This is a genomic window from Rhodanobacter umsongensis (assembly GCF_042654965.1).
GTDB lineage: Bacteria > Pseudomonadota > Gammaproteobacteria > Xanthomonadales > Rhodanobacteraceae > Rhodanobacter > Rhodanobacter umsongensis.
Genome location: NZ_JBHSMK010000002.1, coordinates 519460 through 537392, shown reverse-complemented (window position 1 = coordinate 537392; position 17933 = coordinate 519460). Strand labels below are relative to the sequence as shown.

Sequence of the window (17933 nt, the reverse complement as noted above, 5' to 3'; positions counted from 1 at the left end):
CAAGCGCCGGGCAAAAGAAAAGCCGCCGATGTTCCGGCGGCTTCGTGCGGCAGGCGCGGGTCGCTTACTGACCGCGCATGCGGCCCTGGAAACGCGTGCCGTTGTTGCCCATGTGCGCCAGCTTGATCTTGCCGATCGCGCTGATGCGCTCTTCGGCCAGACGGTCGGCGGCCTTGTAGGTCGGGATGTTCTCGTTCTTGCTGATCTCGAAGATGCGGCCGAGGTTGTAATAGATCGTGCGCATCATGCGCATGGCGCGCTCGCGGTTGTAGCCGTCGATCTCCAGCGACACGTTCATCACGCCGCCGGCGTTGACTGCGTAGTCCGGCGCATACAGCACGCCGCGGCGCTGCAGCTCGTCGCCGATCTCGTCGGTGGCCAGCTGGTTGTTGGCCGGGCCGCAGATGACCTTCGCCTTGATGCGGTCGATGGTCTGCTCGTTGACGGTGCCGCCCAGCGCGCACGGCGAATACACATCGGCGTCGACGTCGTAGATCTCATCGAGGCCGACCGCCTCGCAGCCCAGCTCGTCGACGCAGCGCTGCACCGCTTCCTTGTTGATGTCGGTGACGAACACCTTGGCGCCCTGTTCGCGCAGCAGCTTGATGAACTCGCTGCCGACGTGGCCGCAGCCCTGCACGGCGTAGCTGTACTTGCCCACGTCCTCGTTGCCGAACTTGGCCTGCAGCGAGGCCATCAGGCCCTGCAGCGAACCGAATGCGGTGAACGGCGACGGATCGCCCGAACCGCCATGCACCTGGTGCACGCCGGTGACGTACTCGGTTTCGCGGAACACGTACTCCATGTCGTTGACGTCGATGCCGACGTCCTCGGCGGTGATGTAGCGACCGTTCAACGAGTTGACGAAGCGGCCGAACGCGCGGAACAGCGCCTCGGACTTGTCCTTGCTCGGATCGCCGATGATCACCGCCTTGCCGCCGCCCAGGTTCAGGCCGGCCACGGCGTTCTTGAAGGTCATGCCGCGCGACAGGCGCAACACGTCGTTCACCGCTTCCTGCTCGGTCTTGTACGGCCACATGCGCAGGCCGCCGAGCGCAGGGCCCAGCACCGTGTTGTGGATCGCGATGATGGCCTTCAGGCCGGCGTCCTTGTTGTGGCAGAAGACGACTTCTTCGTGACCGGTGTTGGCGATGGTTTCAAAGATCATTGGAACGGTGACTCCATGATTTATGGTGCCGGACGACATCTGCAGATGGGCGGCGTGGGGGTGTGGAAGCGTCTGAAAACTTGTCGCCCCGACCGGAGCCGGGGCGATGAATCAAAGCGTCAAGTTTAGTACGTCGCCCCCTTTGGCGATGACGCGCCGCAACAAGGCGCATGCGTACGGACGTGGGCGGGAGCCCGGTTTCAACGGTGCCAGTGCCCTTCATGGAAGCGCCAGCCATGACGGCCATGCACCCAGTACGCGGGGCGATAGCGATAGCCGGGACGCGCGCGAACCCAGTAACCGCTGGCCCACACGTGGCGATGTCCATTCCAGCGCCAACAGCCCGGTGCCCAGACGTAACCGGCGCGTGGCGGAGGCACGCGCTCGAAGCGTGGCGCCGGCGGGCCCAGGCGCACGCCGATGCCTACGGAGACCTGCGCGGCCGCGGGCGGCGCGTAGGTCGTGCCGGCAAAGGTGAGGCCGAATCCGGCGAGCAGGGCCAGCTTGAGAGGCAGTGCACGTTTCATGGTGGATCTCCGTCATCGCCGCGACCGCGGCAGGCAGGACGGAAAACGACGCCGGACGGAAGCCGTTGACGCCACCCATGGGCGTCCGTTCAGCTGGTTCCGGCGTGGAACGCTCGATGCGCCGGCGCCCACGCCGCTCCGGCCCGCGCGGGCTGCTTCACATCCGGCAGTTGGGCGCGTGGCCGCTGCTGCGTGCGTGCTCGTACATCGGCAGCAGCTGTTGCGCCTCCTGGCCCAGCGCCTGTTCGCGATTGCCGGTGGACGGGTGCGTGGACAGGAATGCCGGTGGCTTGCTGCCACCTTGCGCGCCCATCTTCTGCCACAGCGTCACCGCCGCGCGTGGATCGAAGCCGGCCTGGGCCATGTAGCGCTGGCCCAGCGTGTCGGCCTCGCTTTCCTGGGTGCGCGAGAACGGCAGCAGGATGCCCACCTGCGCACCCACGCCGAGCAGCGCGGCGGCGTTGCCGGCGTCGCCGCCGCGCGAGCCGGCGTAGATGGAGCCGGCGGTTACCGCGGCCTGGGCGGCCATGTTGTCGGACACGCGCTCGGCGCCGTGGCGCGACACCACGTGCGACAGCTCGTGGCCCAGCACCACGGCGAGCTGATCCTGGTTGCTGGCGAGCTTGAACATGCCCTTGTTCACGCCGATCCGGCCGCCGGGCAGGGCGAACGCGTTGGCCGTGTCGTCGCCGATGATCTGGACTTCCCATTGCTGGGTGTTCCACGGCGGCGGCAGCACCGCGATCAGGGCATTGGATACGCAGGTGGCGTAGGCGCGCTCGCGCGGCGCGTCGACGAACTTGCCCTGCTTGCGCATGTCGTTGAACGCGCTCAGGCCCATCTGGCTCATCTGGCTGTCCGACACCATCATCAGCTGCGAGCGGCCGGTTGGCGAGGTGACGCAGGCGGCCAGCAGGGCGGTGGCGAGCGGGATGCTCAGGTTGCGGATTTTCATGCGGGGTTACTCCTTGGGCTTGCGGCGGCCAGCATACCGGCAGGGGCTGCGGAGACCGCGTGAGTGTTTTTGCTTGATATGGAACGAACGATCGTGCTATTTGTACGAACATGACGATCGCAATCCACCCCGGCAAGCGCGCGGCCACCCGCGACACCATCCTCGACCACGCCTACGCGCTGGCCCGCCGCGACGGGCTGGAAGGCCTGTCGATCGGAACTCTGGCCAGTGACGTGGGCATGTCCAAGAGCGGCGTGTTCGCCCATTTCGGCTCGCGCGAAGACCTGCAGCTGGCCGTGCTCGACACCGGCCGGCAACGCTTCATGACCCAGGTGCTGCTGCCGGCGCTGAAGCAGCCGCGCGGCCTGCCGCGGCTGCGCGCGATCGTGGCGAACTGGTTCGAGTGGGGCTGCGAGCACCAGAGCGGCTGCGTGCTGCTGTCCGCCGTGAGCGAGTACGACGGCCGCGACGGTGCCTTGCACGAGGGCGTGGTGCGGCAGCAGGCCGGCTGGCGCGACGAGCTGCAGAAGGCGATCGCGCAGGCGGTCGAGCTGGGCCACCTGCGCAGCGACACCGACGTCGCCCAGCTCGCCTTCGAGATCTATGCCCTGATGCTCGGCCTGCACCACGACGCCGGGCTGTTCGGGTTCGACGAAGCCGGCCGCCGCACCCGGGCGGCCTTCGAGCGCCTGTGGCGCAGCTGGCAAACCTGAGGCGATACCCATGTCCACCGTCATCGACAGACTCAAGCTCACCACCGTGCGCACCGGCTTCGCGCTGGGCGGCCGCATCGCACCGAAGCGCACGGTGAACCGCGCCGCGCGCCTGTTCGCCACCCCGTTCGCCAGCAGCCGCAGCCGTGCGCAGGCCGTGCAGGGCGACGGGGACATGCAGCGCGGCGAGTTGCACGCCAACGGCGAAACCATCGCCACCTACGTCTGGGGCGACCCGTCGACCCAGCCTTACGCGCTGCTGGCGCACGGCTGGTCCAGCTTCGGCCTGCGCTTCCTGCCCTGGGTGGCGCAGCTGCGTGCGCTGGGATTTGCGGTGGTCACCTTCGACCAGCCCGGCCACGGCCACAGCAGCGGCAAGCTGTGCACGCTGCCGGAATTCATCGCCACGATCCGCGCGATTGGCGCGCGCTACGGCAATGCCGCGCTGGCGGTCGGCCATTCGCTCGGCGGTGCCGCCGTCACCCTCGCGCAGGATGAAAGCTGGCGTGCCGAGCAGCTGATCCTGATAGCGCCGGCCGCCGACATGAAGGCGGCGGCGCGGCGCTTCTTCCGCTTCGTGCACCTGGCCGGCTACCTGCGCCAGCCGTTCTACGCATGGCTGCATCAACGCACCGGTGTGCACATCGATGAGCTGCGGGTGGAACGCAAGCTGCCCACGCTGGGCCAGCCCGCGCTGATCGTGCACGACCTCGACGACGCGGACGTGCCGTGGGCCGAAGGCGAGCGCTACGCCCAGTACTGGCCCGGTGCGCGGCTGCACACCACGCAGGGCCTGGGCCACCGCCGCGTGCTCGATGCCCCCGAAGTGATCGGGGCGGCACTGGCCTTCGTGCGTGGCGAACAGGTAGGCACGCGTGTGGTCGGCAGTCCGGACCTCGCGCGCTGCATGTAGCCGCCGTACGCCGAAGTACGCCGCCAGCTCCGCGTGCTCCCTGTCGATCCACTAGAATCGACAAGTTCAAGCACCGATGTCGGAGTTGCCATGAGTTCCCCCGCCAAGCACGTCCCCGCCAGCGCCACGCAGGCCGACACCACCCCGCTGCGTTTCGTCACCGCGGCCAGCCTGTTCGATGGCCACGACGCGGCGATCAACATCATGCGGCGGATCATCCAGAGCCAGGGCGCGGAGGTGATCCACCTCGGCCACAACCGCTCGGTCGAGGACGTGGTGCGCGCCGCGCTGCAGGAAGACGCCGACGCGATCGCGCTGTCGTCCTACCAGGGCGGCCACGTCGAGTACTTCAAGTACATGGTCGACATGCTGCGCGAGCGCGGCGCCGGCCACGTGCGCGTGTTCGGCGGCGGCGGCGGCACCATCACGCCGGAAGAAATCCGCGAGCTGCAGGCCTACGGCGTCGAGCGCATCTACCACCCCAACGACGGCATGAAGCTCGGCCTGGTCGAGATGATCGAGGACGTGATGCAGCGCGCCGGCAGCGCCGCCGCGAAGCGCGCCGAGTCCGAATCGCACGCGCTGCCCAAGGTCGACATCGACGACGAGATCTCGATCGGCCACATGCTCTCGGCCATCGAGGAGGGCAAGCTCGCCGGGGCCGAACTCGAGCACCAGCGCAAGCAGTGGAAACTCGCCGGCAAGCACACGCCCGTGCTCGGCCTCACCGGCACCGGCGGCGCCGGCAAGTCGTCGGTGGTGGACGAACTGCTGCTGCGCTTCCTGCACGCGTTCCCCGACATGCGCATCGCCGTGCTCGCGGTCGATCCCACCCGCCGCCGCTCCGGCGGTGCGCTGCTGGGCGACCGCATCCGCATGAACTCGTTGCGCTCCAAGCGCGTGTACATGCGCTCGATGGCCACCCGCCGCCAGCACGCCGCCACCAGCATCGTGCTGCACGACTGCATCGACTTCCTGAAGAGCCAGCCCTACGACCTGGTGATCGTCGAGACCGCCGGCATCGGCCAGAGCGATTCGGAGATCGTCGACCTGGTCGACTTCCCGGTCTACGTGATGACCAGCGACTACGGCGCCGCCAGCCAGCTGGAGAAGATCGACATGATCGACTTCGCCGACCTGGTGGTGCTGAACAAGTTCGACAAGCGCGGCGCCGAAGACGCGCTGCGCGACGTGCGCAAGCAGTGGAAGCGCAACCACACCGCGTTCGGCGTGAAGGACGAGGACGTGCCGGTCTACCCGACCATCGCCAGCCAGTTCAACGACCCGGGCGTGACCTGGATGTTCACCAACCTGTGCCGGCTGATGCGCGACAAGCTCGCGCTGCCGGTAGAGAAATGGTCGCCCCAGCTCGACACCACGCTGAAGGAACCGCGCGCCACCGTGCTGATCCCCGGCTCGCGTGTCCGCTACCTCGCCGAGATCGCCGAGCAGGGCCGCGCCATCAACGGCGCCATCGCCCACCAGGCCGAATTCGCCAGCAAGGCGCAGCACTACTACGAGGCGCTGAAGGAACTGGGCGACGACAAGCTGCCGCGTCCGCTGGATCTGTACGGCAGCGCCGACCTGCACGCCGAAGGCGACCGTTCGCTGGTCACCCTGCGCCAGCGCTACAACGCCGCGCTGAAGGAACTCAGCCACGAAGCCATCCACCAGCTGCGCGAATGGCCCGCGCTGTATGCATCGGTCACCGCCGACGTCAACGAATACAAGGTGCGCGACAAGGTCATCCGCGTCGACAACTACCGCGAGTCGCTGAGCCACCAGAAGGTGCCCAAGGTGGCGCCGCCGAAGTCGAAGGACTGGGGCGAACTGGTCAGCTTCCTCGGCCGCGAGAACCTGCCGGGCCACTACCCGTACACCGGCGGCGTCTACCCGTACCGCCGCAGCGGCGAGGACCCCACCCGCATGTTCGCCGGCGAAGGCACGCCCGAGCGCACCAACCGCCGCTTCCACTACCTCAGCCAGGGCGGCGCCGCCACGCGCCTGTCCACCGCGTTCGACTCGGTCACCCTGTACGGCGAAGACCCGGCCCCGCGCCCGGACATCTACGGCAAGATCGGCAACTCCGGCGTCAACATCGCCACGCTGGACGACATGAAGAAGCTGTACTCCGGCTTCGACTTGAGCGCGCCCAGCACGTCGGTCTCGATGACCATCAACGGCCCCGCGCCGATGATCCTGGCGATGTTCATGAACACCGCCATCGACCAGAACGTCGAGAAGTACCTGCGCGAAGACGACGCCCGCTGGGCCGCCGCCGAAAAGAAGATCTCCGCGATCTACCGGAACGTGCCGCGCCCGCAGTACCACGGCGACCTGCCCAAGGGTAACGACGGCTTAGGACTAGGCCTGCTCGGCGTCTGCGGCGACGAACTGGTCGATGCGCAAACCTACGCCCGCATCAAGGCTGACACGCTGACCAAGGTGCGCGGCACCGTGCAGGCCGACATCCTGAAGGAAGACCAGGCGCAGAACACCTGCATCTTCTCGACCGAATTCGCGCTGCGCATGATGGGCGACATCCAGCAGTACTTCGTCGACCACAAGGTGCGCAACTTCTACTCGGTGTCGATCAGCGGTTACCACATCGCCGAAGCCGGGGCGAACCCGATCAGCCAGCTCGCCTTCACCCTCAGCAACGGCTTCACCATCGTCGAGTACTACCTCGCCCGCGGCATGAAGGTGGACGACTTCGCGCCCAACCTCAGCTTCTTCTTCTCCAACGGCATGGACCCGGAATACACCGTGATCGGCCGCGTCGCCCGCCGCATCTGGGCCCGCGCCATGCGCGAGCGTTACGGCGCCAGCGCGCGCAGCCAGATGATGAAGTACCACATCCAGACCTCGGGCCGCTCGCTGCACGCGCAGGAAATCCAGTTCAACGACATCCGCACCACGCTGCAGGCGATGTACGCGCTGTTCGACAACTGCAATTCCCTGCATACCAACGCCTACGACGAAGCGATCACCACGCCCACCGAAGAAAGCGTGCGCCGCGCGGTGGCGATCCAGATGATCATCAACAAGGAGCTCGGCCTCAACTTCAACGAGAACCCGTGGCAGGGCAGCTACGTCGTCGACAGCCTCACCGACCTGGTGGAAGAAGCCGTGTACAAGGAGTTCGAAGCGATCAGCGAGCGCGGCGGCGTGCTCGGCGCGATGGACACCATGTACCAGCGCGGCAAGATCCAGGACGAGTCGATGTATTACGAGCACAAGAAGCACGACGGGTCGTTGCCGTTGATAGGGGTCAACACCTTTTTGCCTAAGGATCATGCGGGGGAGATTGCGACGGAGATCGAGTTGATTCGGTCGACGGAGGAGGAGAAGGGGGCGCAGATTGCTAATGTTCGGAGCTATGGGGAGGCGAGGAACTCGTTGGCTGCTGACAGTCTCAAGGTGTTGCAGGGGACGGCGCGGGAGCGTAGGAATGTGTTTGAGCAGTTGATTGAGGCGGTGAAGTACAACTCGTTGGGGCAGATCAGTCATGCGTTGTATGACGTGGGGGGGGAGTATCGGAGGAATATGTGAGATACGGATTGTCCGATAGTCCAACATCACGGTACTGCCTTAGCGCGTCTATGTCCGAGGAAAGAAAGCACCTGATGATGTGTTGAAAGCTAAGCGCAAGCGACTATCAACTCGCTCTGAAAGCAGAAAGGCCTGTCAATTGACGGGCCTTTCTTGTTATATGGTACGAAGCGGGTATACCTTTGGAGCCGTGGATTGTCGTTTAGTCCAATCCAAGGCTTACTCTCCACGATTGAGAGTGGGCATGAATTTTAGTTGACGATTAGGGATACGTATGGCTTCCAGCATGACGCGATTGACCTTATACGCTTTGATAAGCTCAATAGAAGAGGACCTTCGGCGCCTTGCCGATAAATATCTTCCCAATCAACAGAAACCCCGCCAGATATTGGGGGAACACCTCTTTTTAAAACTAATAGAGAGGGTCGATGGCGACGCATCAGAAAGTGAGCTGACTCCTACCCTAGAAGATCTATTGGCATTTTCAGATTTGGGTGATGTGTATCAATTAATGCGGAGCTACCTGTCAGATTTTCCTAGTGACCTGGTTGATCAGCTGGATAATTTTTCAGACGATTTTGTTGATCTTATTAAAATAAGAAATAGGGTGATGCACGCTAGGCCACTGGAATTTGATGATCTTTCACGTACAAACGACTTGTGTGAAAAACTAAAATCAAAATCCAGCTACTGGGTTTCTCTGAATGAAATTATCGGCCGTCTAAGTAATGAGCCAGAACTCGTTCTCCGGCTTTCAATACCGTTTGAAAATGACGCAATTGGGCCATCAAACAATTTACCGATGCCAGACTTCGATGAGACTGGATTCATAGGCCGACGTGTAATTGTTGATAACGTAATTCGAGCGGTACTTGGGGTCTACCCAGTTGTAACGCTCGTGGGTGAAGGTGGTCTCGGTAAAACATCGCTGGCACTAAAAGTTGCGTATGAAATTTTGGAAAAAAAACCTGATGAATATGACGCGCTGATATTTGTCTCCGCAAAAACCTCCCAGTTGACTGACTCAGAGATCATTAGGATACGTGGGTCGGTCAATTCATCAATCGGCTTGTTTGAAGTAGCTGCCGGTGCGCTTGGAGGTAATGCGGGTAATCCTCTTGAGGATCTGATTTCCGTTTTAAGCCAATTCAGGGTATTGCTAATTATTGATAATTTAGAAACTGTTATCGATAAAAATATGAATGAGCTGCTATCCAGAATTCCGCAAGGAAGTAAGATATTAATAACCACTAGAATAAGGCTTGGAGCATACGAATTTCCTGTACAACTTGACCCAATGTCAGACGCAGAAGCGATTCAGTTGCTGCGTGTGACGGCAAAAATACGGTCCTGTTCGAGATTGGTTCAGGCATCGAACAAAGTCATCGGCGGCTTCTGTACAAGAATGAGGAACAATCCCCTCCACATAAAGTGGTTTGTTTCGGCAGTTCAGGCGGGGAAAAGGCCTGAGGAGGTTCTCGCGGATGAGAAGCTATTTTTGCAATTTTGCCTATCCAACGTATTTAGTCAGGTTGGTGAAAACTCGAGGCGGCTCGTGAGAACCCTACTAGCGCTTGGGGGGAGTTATACAGTTGCAGAACTTGCCTTTCTCACGGAATTAGATCAGTCGACGCTTCTTAGCGCGATTCAGGAGTTAACTAGAACCAATATGTTTTTCGCGACAAGCGCACCCACCGGCGCCAGCTATGAAACAAAATACGAATTAAGCCAGCTTGCCAGGGCCTATTTGGCGCGATTCTATCCTGTAAGCAAGGAGGAACAAAAGCAGATGCTTACGGTGAAGAGGCGATTGGTAAGCGCGGGTGAGCAAATTGCTTCTGAAGCTCAAACAAATCCGCTATCTGCATCAAGTATTCATTGTAGAACACGCAGTGATTGGGTAATTGCAAAATATTTGCGTGAGTCCCTTTCAAAAATAAGAATAGATAAGTGTGACGAGGCACTTGAAATTATCGAAACGGCAAAAGGCCTTGCGCCGGACTTTTCGGAAGTCTATCGGGTCGAGGCTTGGGCGTATGCGCGATCAGGGAATTTAAGTCAGGCTTACGATTGCTACGAAAAGGCGTTGGAGTGGGCGCCCGATTCAGCCATAGTCTATTATCTTTTTGGCGGCTTTTTGCTAAGAGATATGCATGACACTGAAAAGGCTAATGAGATGTTCGAGAGAGCGATGCAGCTGTGTCCAGAGCGTCCCGAGCCTATGATCGACTATGCGCGATGCTGTCTATTTCGCCGGAATTTCGTTGATGCAATGAGCGCTATTGAGAAATTGGAGGTTGGGGCGATCCGCAACGAGCATATCGATATGAAGATAGCCGACATTCATCTTCAATATTTTACAAGGTATGCGGAGAGCTGCTTTGTTAATCATGAGTATTATAAATGCCTTGAAGCCCTTGAGGGTTCTCGCGAATTTTACGACTCAATAAGCCATCCTGATCGGCGGATGAGAGATCGACTGGCCAAGCTCTTGTATATAGTAGCGCAACTGAAATTGGCGCTAGGTAATGACGTAGATGGCTGTCAGAGGGTAGATAGTTTTTCTAGCTGGATACAGGGCCTCCTGTTCAAAGATAGTGGGCAACCTCCTTTGGCTAGTAGTTCAGACTCTCAGTATGATCTGGCGCTTGTAAATCATGGTGCAATATGCCGACTGCACGGTAGCGGCCAGTTTGGATTTATAAGGCAGGATGATGGGGACGAAATTTATTTCAGATTAAGTCAGGTAAGTGACGAGAGGCTTCTTACTTCGTTTGCGGTCGGGGTGAGGGTCAAATTCGATACGAAATTTGACTGGAAGGGTAGGCTTGTCGCGGTAAACGTAAAGTCAGAAGGATAGACAGGAAAAACAGGGGTCAGAGTGCACTTTCTCCTGAATCTCTGCGCGTGCCTGTCAGCGCCTTCTTCAACAGCATGTCGTACGTCTGCAAACGAAAACGCACGTTGATTTGCAACAGGCTGGTCCAGTAACCAAGCACCAGAGCAAAGATTAGAAAGATTTCCAACCAGCTTGGATGCGGCGGCCAGTGGGCACCTTTGAACTGGATGTAGAGCGCGATAAGTATCGGTAGCGCACCGAGTTTTTCAATGCCACCGGTGAGCATAGGCAGGCGTTCGCGCATGCGCTCCTGACGGTAACCGATGTAGGTGCTGAAAGTTTCGAGCTGATCGCGTGGATGGCTCTGCAACCAGTGAATCAGCTCTTGGTGATAGGGCAGGTGGAAGTCCAGCTCTTCCGCTGCTTCGCGCCGCTCGCTTGTGAAGGTCGGCCAGGTTCGCGGCAGCATAGACGCCGCGCCGAGGCCGAGGCCGATCACTTCGGCGATCAGGCAGGCGAGGGTGACGATCACGGTGCTGAGGTGATCTGACGGCATGATCTTGGCGGCAATGAGCCCGACTGCAGCTGCGATGAATCCTATCGTGAAGCATCGGCGGGCCTTCTTCGGCATGACTGTCGACGCGGAGGGATGCTCCGGCATGGCCTCAATCTTCGCGTCCAGCGCAGTAAACGTGAGCTTCGGTGATTCCATGCCTTGCTGCTCCTGTGGATTCGCTTTGTCTTTCGGATGCTCTAAGTGGTGAGGACTTTGTCGAAAGGGAAAATAGAAGTGTCGCAGAACGGGTTCTGACGCGCTTTGATTAAAGGCTCTAGCTCGCCGCAAGGCGCTTTAACATGTCGGTATACAGCAGGTCACCCAAGGCGATTCCGAGGGCGTCAGCGAGCAGCCCCATGTTGTCGATGGAGATGTTCCGCATTCCACGCTCGACTTCGGAAACGTAAGTGCGACTGAGGCCCGCCTGCAGCGCAAGCGCTTCCTGCGATAAATCCTTAAGTCGTCTGGCCTGACGAAGGTTGCGCGCGAACACAAGGCGCGGCGAGGCACGGACGGATGCTTTGCTCATGGGGCAAGCATCCATGCAGAAGGAGTTGACCGCTACAAATTATGTGGGTATAAATGACAACTATATGAGCCATTATGGCTTCAATACGAGGCTTACTGCCTTGTATATGAGTCATGTCATACACTGAGAGAGCCGGCTGCTTTCTCGATGCTGCCTGAGTCGCGCGATGAAGGCTGCGCGATTTACCGTACCAACTGCTTGCGAAACATTGCTGGATGGGCGGGGAGAACGAAGGAATGTCCTTGATACCTTTTCGACGTAACCAGGAGGCGACCATGTCGACGTTCAATTCGGATGATCTGGGAACGACCGGCTATTTCCTGCCGGAGGACAGCCAGTTCCGGCTGAAGAAGCTGCGCGAGTATGTGGAGTTCCTCTCGCATCTGGCGCAACCGCGAAGGCCGGACGAGGATCAGGAGTTCACTGCCGAGATTCGCGTGGGCGAAGTGGCGATCTGCCTGGAGTTGCTGGCGGAGCAGATGGGGCTCGTGCTGGACGATATCTCGTCGCCGGCCTGCCGATCCGAAAGGGAGGTGGTGCCTGGGGCCGACGCGGCGCCCGAAGCCGCGGAAGAGGTGCCTGGCAACGCGGATGGACGCTATCTTTTCGGCGTGACCCTGGATCAGATCGATACGCTCCACCGGCTGATCTCCATGATCTCGGCCCATGGCGATGTGGTGATCGCCAGCGGCGAGGCGGAGTTCGCCAGGCACACGCTGTCCTTGCTGGGCGATGCCATCTTCAACGACGCGATGACGGTGCGCGACATCATCCGCCAGGTGGAATCGCAGAGGCTCCGGAAGGCGCGCGTTTCGCAAACCGGCGTGGAGGAAGAGCAGGCCGTATACCTTGCCGGGCGAAAGTATTTGCCCGCGGTCAGCGCGTCACATGCCGCAGGTTCACTGGTTGGATCGTTGCCTGGCTATGGTGAGCGGGTCGGATGCTGGCAAGCGCAGGGTCCTGGCTTCGGCCAAACCAGGGAAGCCATTCCTCACTACCACTGATACCGACGAGGTGATCATGAAGAACGTGCCCACCATCCATCCCGGCGAGGTGTTGCGCAAGCAGTTCCTGACGCCCCGGGGCATCAGTCAGAGCGCCCTGGCGCGCGCCGCCGGCATGCCGACAGTCCTTGTCAAAGACATCGCGCTCGGCAGGCGCGACGTCACGGTAGATACCGATGCGCGCCTGGCGGCGGCGCTGGGTACCGACCCATGTTTCTGGTTGGAGCTTCAGGCCGAATTCGATCTGGAAAGCGAAAAAGGTGTCAGGGACAATTTCTGACAAATTGTCCCTGACACCTATTTTCACTGTGTAAAAAAGATTGAGGGCGGGACCCGTCGTGGCGTCCTCACTTCTTTGCCGGCCGCTTCCCCACGCCCGGCTTCGCGGTGATCTGCCGCATCCAGGCCACGACCTGGTCTTCGTCGATGTCGTCCAGCGAGGCCAGCTCCACGCCCCGCGTCGCCTTGCCCATGGCAACGGGCGTCACCGGCGGTACCGGGTCGAGCATCGTGCCGTTGACGAACATCAGCTTGACGTGGCTGGCGAAAGCGCCGCAGCTGAAGCACCAGCCATCGCCCACGCCGTAGTACGCCATGCCCCATTTCACGCTACGTAGCAGGCCGGACAGGGATGCGGCGGCCAGGCGGTCGATGTGTTCAGCGATGTCGCGCTGCGGTTGCGGCAGGCTGGCGATGTAGGCGAACACCGGCTTGTCGCCGACGGCGGCTTTGGCCTGGCTGGCCTTGCCATTCATGGTTTCAGGCAGGGCATTGCCCGCGGGGGCGCGTTTCGCGGTGGGCTTGCGCACGCTCGCCGTGGCAGCTCGCTGGGGTTCTCCTGTCTTGCGGGTCACCATGATGGGCTCCGTATTGCTTCGGGTACCCCTGGACGACGATCGAGGGCCCGCTGGATCGACACGGAAAACTGGGGTCGGAGCGAAGCAGGGTCACAGTGAGATGGCCCGACCCCTTTGGCCCCGTCCCGCTTAAGCGTTCAGGCCGGACAGCGTCGGCGGCGACGGCCCGAGAGCAGCAGGATTGTCGCCAACAGCACCAGCATGCGAAGGGCATCATGCGAGTCCTGGATCGCGTCCCCGTTCCGAAGATGTGTACCCACAGCGCCCAGCATGATCACGAGTAGCGTTGCCGCCGAGGGCGCACGCGTGCGGGCCATGAGCAGTCCAATGGCTGCGGCCGACTCCACCGCCATTACGGTGTACATGAACCAGATCGGCAGCCCCGATGAGGCAAAGAACTGGCGCATCTCTGCGTCATGCGCCGCCTTGCCTACCTCGAAACCGAGGAATGACGTGGCCACATAGAGCGATGCCGCAATTGCGACGACTCGCGCTGTCTTGGAGTCGATCAAGTCCAGGATCCACGCCATGCATGGCACCAGCATGACCCCCAGAACGAGTCCGGTGATGACATCAGCAGCCTCCAGTGCGAACCGCGCCGTTTGCTGCAGTGGTTCCGGCCCGTGAGCTCGTACCACGACCAGCAACAAGTTCAACAAGCCAACGACACAGACGACGCGGAGCGTTGCCGATGCGAGCAGGTCCTCGCGCTTGCGTAGCACCGCCAGTGACCAGAGCAGCGCGCTGATGGCCACGCCGATGAGGATGGGAAGAAGAAACCGCCAGTCCATCGCCGCTCCGATGCGTCAAAACCGACGCACATTGGTGCCCGCCACGCGCAAGCGGCAACAGTGCCAAAGGTCAGCAGCGCGGCGCAGATGGCTGACGCTGAAACTTGGACAGTCAGACCCGGGCCATTTCAACCTGAAGACTCATGTCGCCGCCTCCTGCGCCTGGCGGTACGTTGGAACTACCACAGAGAAAAAGGCGTCAGGGACAATTTCCGACGGCGGAGCGATTTCGAGGATGAAGGTGAGGTGCGGTTCGCGCTGATCGTGGCGGAGCAGGCGTTGCGTGATCCTGTCGGACATGGCCCGACTTCCACGCTTCGATCTTGCCGGTGTTCTGCAGCGCGTGGTGCAGCGGGGCAACAATCGTCTGCTTTGTTTCCTGGCCGACGATCCCGAACTTCGATTCTGCGTTGCATTCGGGAATCCGGTGCGATCGTCGCCGATGACTTCTCCGGGCATTTGGCCGCTTAAACGGCTCATTAACGCGACGCTTGAAACCCTTCCTGACGACCCTACTTGGGATACGCCAGCCCGTATGGCTGGCACGCCGGGCCACCTGGCCGGCGGAACGTCCCATGTTGCTTGAAAGAGGATATGGCCATGCGTAACAGCCTTTTTGATCTTGCCCCGCTGCATCGGTCCAGCGTCGGTTTCGACCGGATCTTCGATTTGCTGGAGAACGCCACCCGCGCGCAGACGGTCGACAGTTGGCCGCCGTACGACACGGTGAAGCTCAGCGATGACCGTTACCGCATCACCATGGCGGTCGCCGGCTTCAATCGTGAGGAACTGGATATCGCCGTGCAGCCGAACCTGCTGGTGGTGTCCGGCGAGCGCAAGAGCGCCGACCAGGAAGGCGAGTTCCTGTATCGCGGCATAGCGAGCCGCGCCTTCACGCGTCGCTTCGAGCTTGCCGACCACGTCAAGGTGACGGGCGCCAATCTTGTCGATGGCCTGCTGACCATCGAGTTGGAGCGGGAGGTGCCCGAATCGCTGCGGCCGCGCCGGATCGCGATCACCTCGACTCCGCCCGGCGCCACGCTGGAGCAGAGCCCGCAGCGCCAGATCGAGAGCCAGGCTGCGTAAAGCCGGGTTCCGGCCTGATGCCGGAGCTTGACGACTACAGTTGTGTCTTGCGGCCCGCCTTTTGGCGGGCCGTCTTTTTCAGCCGGGCGAAGAGGTGTCAGGGCCAATTTCCGACGACGGTTGAGCCGAAACGGGATCAGGTTCATTTCTTGGATTATGGAAAAAGCGTGCCGGGCCACCCCCGCACGCTTTCGGTCCAGCCAACTGGATCAGCCCGCGCCGATCAGAACCCCACCGGCCGCTCCCCGGCCACCGCCACCTTCGCCTCCAACGCGCGCCCAACACGGCCCAGCGTGCCTTCCTCGAACAGCCGGCCCACCAGGGTGACGCCGTAGGGCACGCGGTGCGGCCCGGCCAGCTTCGGCAGCGGGTGTTTCGGGTCGGGTGCCCAGTCGCTGCGTACCTGGCTCACTTCCACGAAGCCGGTGCGCAGGGTGAGCGAGGGCTGGCCGGACATGTTGGAGATCACCATCATCTCGTCGCGCAGCGAGGGCACCAGCAGCAGGTCCACCTCGGCCATCACGCGCTCCATCTCCCTGGCCACCTTGCGGCGCAGGCGGTCGGCCTGCACGAAGTCCACGGCGGAGAGGAAGCGCGCTTCGCGGAACAGGTTGGGCCAGGCATCCGGGGTCTGCACGTGCATCTGGTCGGCGGCCCCGGAGAGCGTGAGTTCCTCGAAGGCCGCGGCGGCCTCGGCGAACAGCAGCAGGTTGAGATCGTCGTACGGCCAGTCGGGCAACGACACTTCGGTGGGCACCAGGCCGAGCGCGCGCAGCTGGCCGAGCGCGGTGCGGTCGAGATCCGTGGCTGGCGCTTCCTTCATCCAGCCGGGGAAGTAGCCGACCTTGAGGCCCTTGATCGGGGCGGCCGCATCGTAGTCCAGGTGCGCCGCCACGCTGGCGCCGTCGCCCGGGTCGGTGCCGCGGATGGCGTCGAGCACCAGCAGGGTGTCTTCCACCGAGCGGGCGATGGGGCCGAGCTTGTCCATGCTCCAGCACAGCGTCATCGCGCCGGTGCGCGGTACGCGGCCATAGGTGGGGCGCAGGCCGGTGGTGCCGCAGCGCATGCACGGGCTGATGATGCTGCCCTGGGTTTCGCTGCCGATGGCGAACGCCACCAGCCCGGCCGCCGTGGCCGAGGCCGGGCCGGCGCTGGAGCCGGAAGCGCCTTCCTTGAGCAGCCACGGGTTCATGGTCTGACCGCCGAACCAGATGTCGTTGAGCGCCAGCGCGCCCAGGCTCAGCTTGGCCACCAGCACGGCGCCGGCCTCGTTGAGCTTGCGGGTGACCGCGCCGTCGTCCTTCGGCACGCGGTGGCGGAACGGCTCGGCACCGTAGGTGGTGGCGATGCCGGCGGTGTCGAGCAGGTCCTTCGCACCCCACGGGATGCCGTGCAGCGGGCCGCGGTAACGGCCGGCGGCGATCTCCTTGTCGGCCTGCGCGGCCTGCGCCAGCGCGTGCTCTTCGCACAGCGTGATGACGCAGCGCAGCTGCGGATCGAAGCGCTTCAGGCGTTCAAGGTAGATCTTCGTCAGGCGGGAGGAGGTGAGCTTGCCTGCGCGGATCCACGCGCCGAGCTGTGCGACGGAGGCGAAGGCGATGTCCTCGTCTTTCGCCGGCAGCGGCGTGGCCGCCACCCTGGACGGCACGAAGCGATCGTGCGCGGGCCCGACGTGCACGCGGCCCATCGCCGGGAACCAGGTGGTGGCCGGCGCCAGCCCGTCTTCCAGCGCCACCTTGCGCGGGCCGGTGCGGCGCTCCAGCAGCGCGGCCATCGAGGTGGGCCAGTTGGCCACGGCCATTTCGCGCTGCGCCTCGGTCATGCTCACCTGCGTCAGCTTCTCCGCCTCCACGAAGGTGGCCGTGGAGAGCTTCGGCCCCACCGGCGGCGCGGTATTGAACGCGCCGGGCGAACCGGGCGGCGGCGTGCCGGGGGTGGGGTTTTCCCCCGTCTGCGCCAACGCGCTGCCAGCCACCATGGCACCCAGCAGGCCCAGCGGCGCCTGGGTCAGGAAATCGCGACGAGTCTTCATGGTTCTCCCCGATGCGCCCCGCAGCGGGAGCGCGTTGCTGTCGAATCCTCATTCCGAACGCGCCGGAATGGCCGTCTGCCAGAACAGAGGGCAGGGTAGCTTTTTCAGAAATAGATGTCAGGGACAACGGAAAGTAAGTGCGTCAGAACCACATTTAAGGAGCCTCGGAACGGGTTCTGATCTGCTTTGATGCATCACAGTCGGCTCCGGAAAAAGGTGTCAGGGACAATTACTGACAGCCGACAGGTCGCAGGGATGGGGGTGGGCGCGGCGTGTCCTGATCGTCGCGGGGAGGGCTGTGGGTGATCCTGTCGGACATGGCCCGAAGTCGTGGGTTGAAGAAAGGACAGGTCGATTCGCTACCGTGCGGCCGGTCGGAAGGCCGCCGGGACGTTCAAATTGTCCCCGTTC

Annotated in this window: 17 protein-coding genes; 8 read left to right on the top strand and 9 right to left on the bottom strand. The window is 62.1% G+C overall.

Annotated elements, in window-relative coordinates:
• Positions 1-64 precede the first annotated feature (64 nt).
• From ACFPME_RS02595 to ACFPME_RS02585, 3 genes are all read right to left on the bottom strand, one after another.
• On the bottom strand, positions 65-1168 hold the full coding sequence (locus ACFPME_RS02595; protein ID WP_377301726.1) for a Glu/Leu/Phe/Val dehydrogenase dimerization domain-containing protein: 1104 nt from the start codon (positions 1166-1168) through the stop codon (positions 65-67).
• A 200-nt stretch (positions 1169-1368) separates the two neighbouring features.
• Positions 1369-1695 (bottom strand): hypothetical protein, encoded by a 327-nt coding sequence (locus ACFPME_RS02590; RefSeq protein WP_377301724.1) that lies wholly within the window; start codon positions 1693-1695, stop codon positions 1369-1371.
• 157 nt (positions 1696-1852) lie between these two features.
• A complete protein-coding gene (locus ACFPME_RS02585) occupies positions 1853-2650 on the bottom strand; it encodes a M48 family metallopeptidase (RefSeq protein WP_377301722.1) in 798 nt (265 codons plus the stop codon).
• Between the two features lie 110 nt (positions 2651-2760).
• Between ACFPME_RS02585 and ACFPME_RS02580 the strand changes: the two genes are divergently transcribed.
• From ACFPME_RS02580 to ACFPME_RS02565, 4 genes are all read left to right on the top strand, one after another.
• Entirely contained in the window at positions 2761-3363 is a 603-nt protein-coding gene (locus ACFPME_RS02580; RefSeq protein ID WP_377301720.1) for a TetR/AcrR family transcriptional regulator, read from the top strand.
• Positions 3364-3373: 10 nt separating this feature from the next.
• Positions 3374-4276 carry an alpha/beta fold hydrolase gene (locus ACFPME_RS02575; RefSeq protein WP_377301718.1) on the top strand — a complete coding sequence of 301 codons (903 nt, stop codon included), beginning with the start codon at positions 3374-3376 and terminating at the stop codon, positions 4274-4276.
• A 90-nt stretch (positions 4277-4366) separates the two neighbouring features.
• On the top strand, positions 4367-7828 hold the full coding sequence (locus ACFPME_RS02570; protein ID WP_377301716.1) for a methylmalonyl-CoA mutase family protein: 3462 nt from the start codon (positions 4367-4369) through the stop codon (positions 7826-7828).
• 286 nt (positions 7829-8114) lie between these two features.
• A complete protein-coding gene (locus tag ACFPME_RS02565; RefSeq protein ID WP_377301714.1) occupies positions 8115-10688 on the top strand; it encodes a tetratricopeptide repeat protein in 2574 nt (857 codons plus the stop codon).
• A gap of 16 nt (positions 10689-10704) precedes the next feature.
• On the opposite strand, the gene ACFPME_RS02560 is transcribed toward ACFPME_RS02565, so the two are convergent.
• Positions 10705-11379, bottom strand: a complete 675-nt coding sequence (locus ACFPME_RS02560; RefSeq protein WP_377301712.1) for a hypothetical protein — start codon at positions 11377-11379, stop codon at positions 10705-10707.
• 118 nt (positions 11380-11497) lie between these two features.
• Positions 11498-11752 (bottom strand): helix-turn-helix domain-containing protein, encoded by a 255-nt coding sequence (locus ACFPME_RS02555; protein ID WP_377301710.1) that lies wholly within the window; start codon positions 11750-11752, stop codon positions 11498-11500.
• Between the two features lie 215 nt (positions 11753-11967).
• Here ACFPME_RS02555 and ACFPME_RS02550 point away from each other — a divergent pair, with 215 nt between their 5' ends.
• Both ACFPME_RS02550 and ACFPME_RS02545 read left to right on the top strand, forming a co-directional pair.
• Positions 11968-12756 (top strand): XAC0095 family protein, encoded by a 789-nt coding sequence (locus ACFPME_RS02550; protein WP_377301708.1) that lies wholly within the window; start codon positions 11968-11970, stop codon positions 12754-12756.
• Positions 12757-12772: 16 nt separating this feature from the next.
• A complete protein-coding gene (locus ACFPME_RS02545; RefSeq protein ID WP_377301706.1) occupies positions 12773-13036 on the top strand; it encodes a HigA family addiction module antitoxin in 264 nt (87 codons plus the stop codon).
• A 67-nt stretch (positions 13037-13103) separates the two neighbouring features.
• On the opposite strand, the gene ACFPME_RS02540 is transcribed toward ACFPME_RS02545, so the two are convergent.
• From ACFPME_RS02540 to ACFPME_RS02530, 3 genes are all read right to left on the bottom strand, one after another.
• A complete protein-coding gene (locus ACFPME_RS02540; RefSeq protein WP_377301704.1) occupies positions 13104-13613 on the bottom strand; it encodes a DUF1801 domain-containing protein in 510 nt (169 codons plus the stop codon).
• A 137-nt stretch (positions 13614-13750) separates the two neighbouring features.
• Complete coding sequence (locus ACFPME_RS02535) at positions 13751-14404, bottom strand: DoxX family protein (RefSeq protein ID WP_377301702.1); 654 nt, start codon at positions 14402-14404, stop codon at positions 13751-13753.
• 141 nt (positions 14405-14545) lie between these two features.
• Positions 14546-14704 carry a hypothetical protein gene (locus tag ACFPME_RS02530; RefSeq protein ID WP_377301700.1) on the bottom strand — a complete coding sequence of 53 codons (159 nt, stop codon included), beginning with the start codon at positions 14702-14704 and terminating at the stop codon, positions 14546-14548.
• Here ACFPME_RS02530 and ACFPME_RS02525 point away from each other — a divergent pair.
• Complete coding sequence (locus ACFPME_RS02525) at positions 14688-14990, top strand: hypothetical protein (protein ID WP_377301698.1); 303 nt, start codon at positions 14688-14690, stop codon at positions 14988-14990. The two genes, ACFPME_RS02530 and ACFPME_RS02525, sit on opposite strands and share 17 nt — an antisense overlap.
• A 14-nt stretch (positions 14991-15004) precedes the next feature.
• Positions 15005-15490 carry an Hsp20 family protein gene (locus tag ACFPME_RS02520; protein WP_377301696.1) on the top strand — a complete coding sequence of 162 codons (486 nt, stop codon included), beginning with the start codon at positions 15005-15007 and terminating at the stop codon, positions 15488-15490.
• Positions 15491-15713: 223 nt separating this feature from the next.
• Here ACFPME_RS02520 and ACFPME_RS02515 read toward each other — a convergent pair whose 3' ends face one another.
• Complete coding sequence (locus ACFPME_RS02515) at positions 15714-17522, bottom strand: amidase (protein ID WP_377301694.1); 1809 nt, start codon at positions 17520-17522, stop codon at positions 15714-15716.
• Positions 17523-17933: the final 411 nt, after the last annotated feature.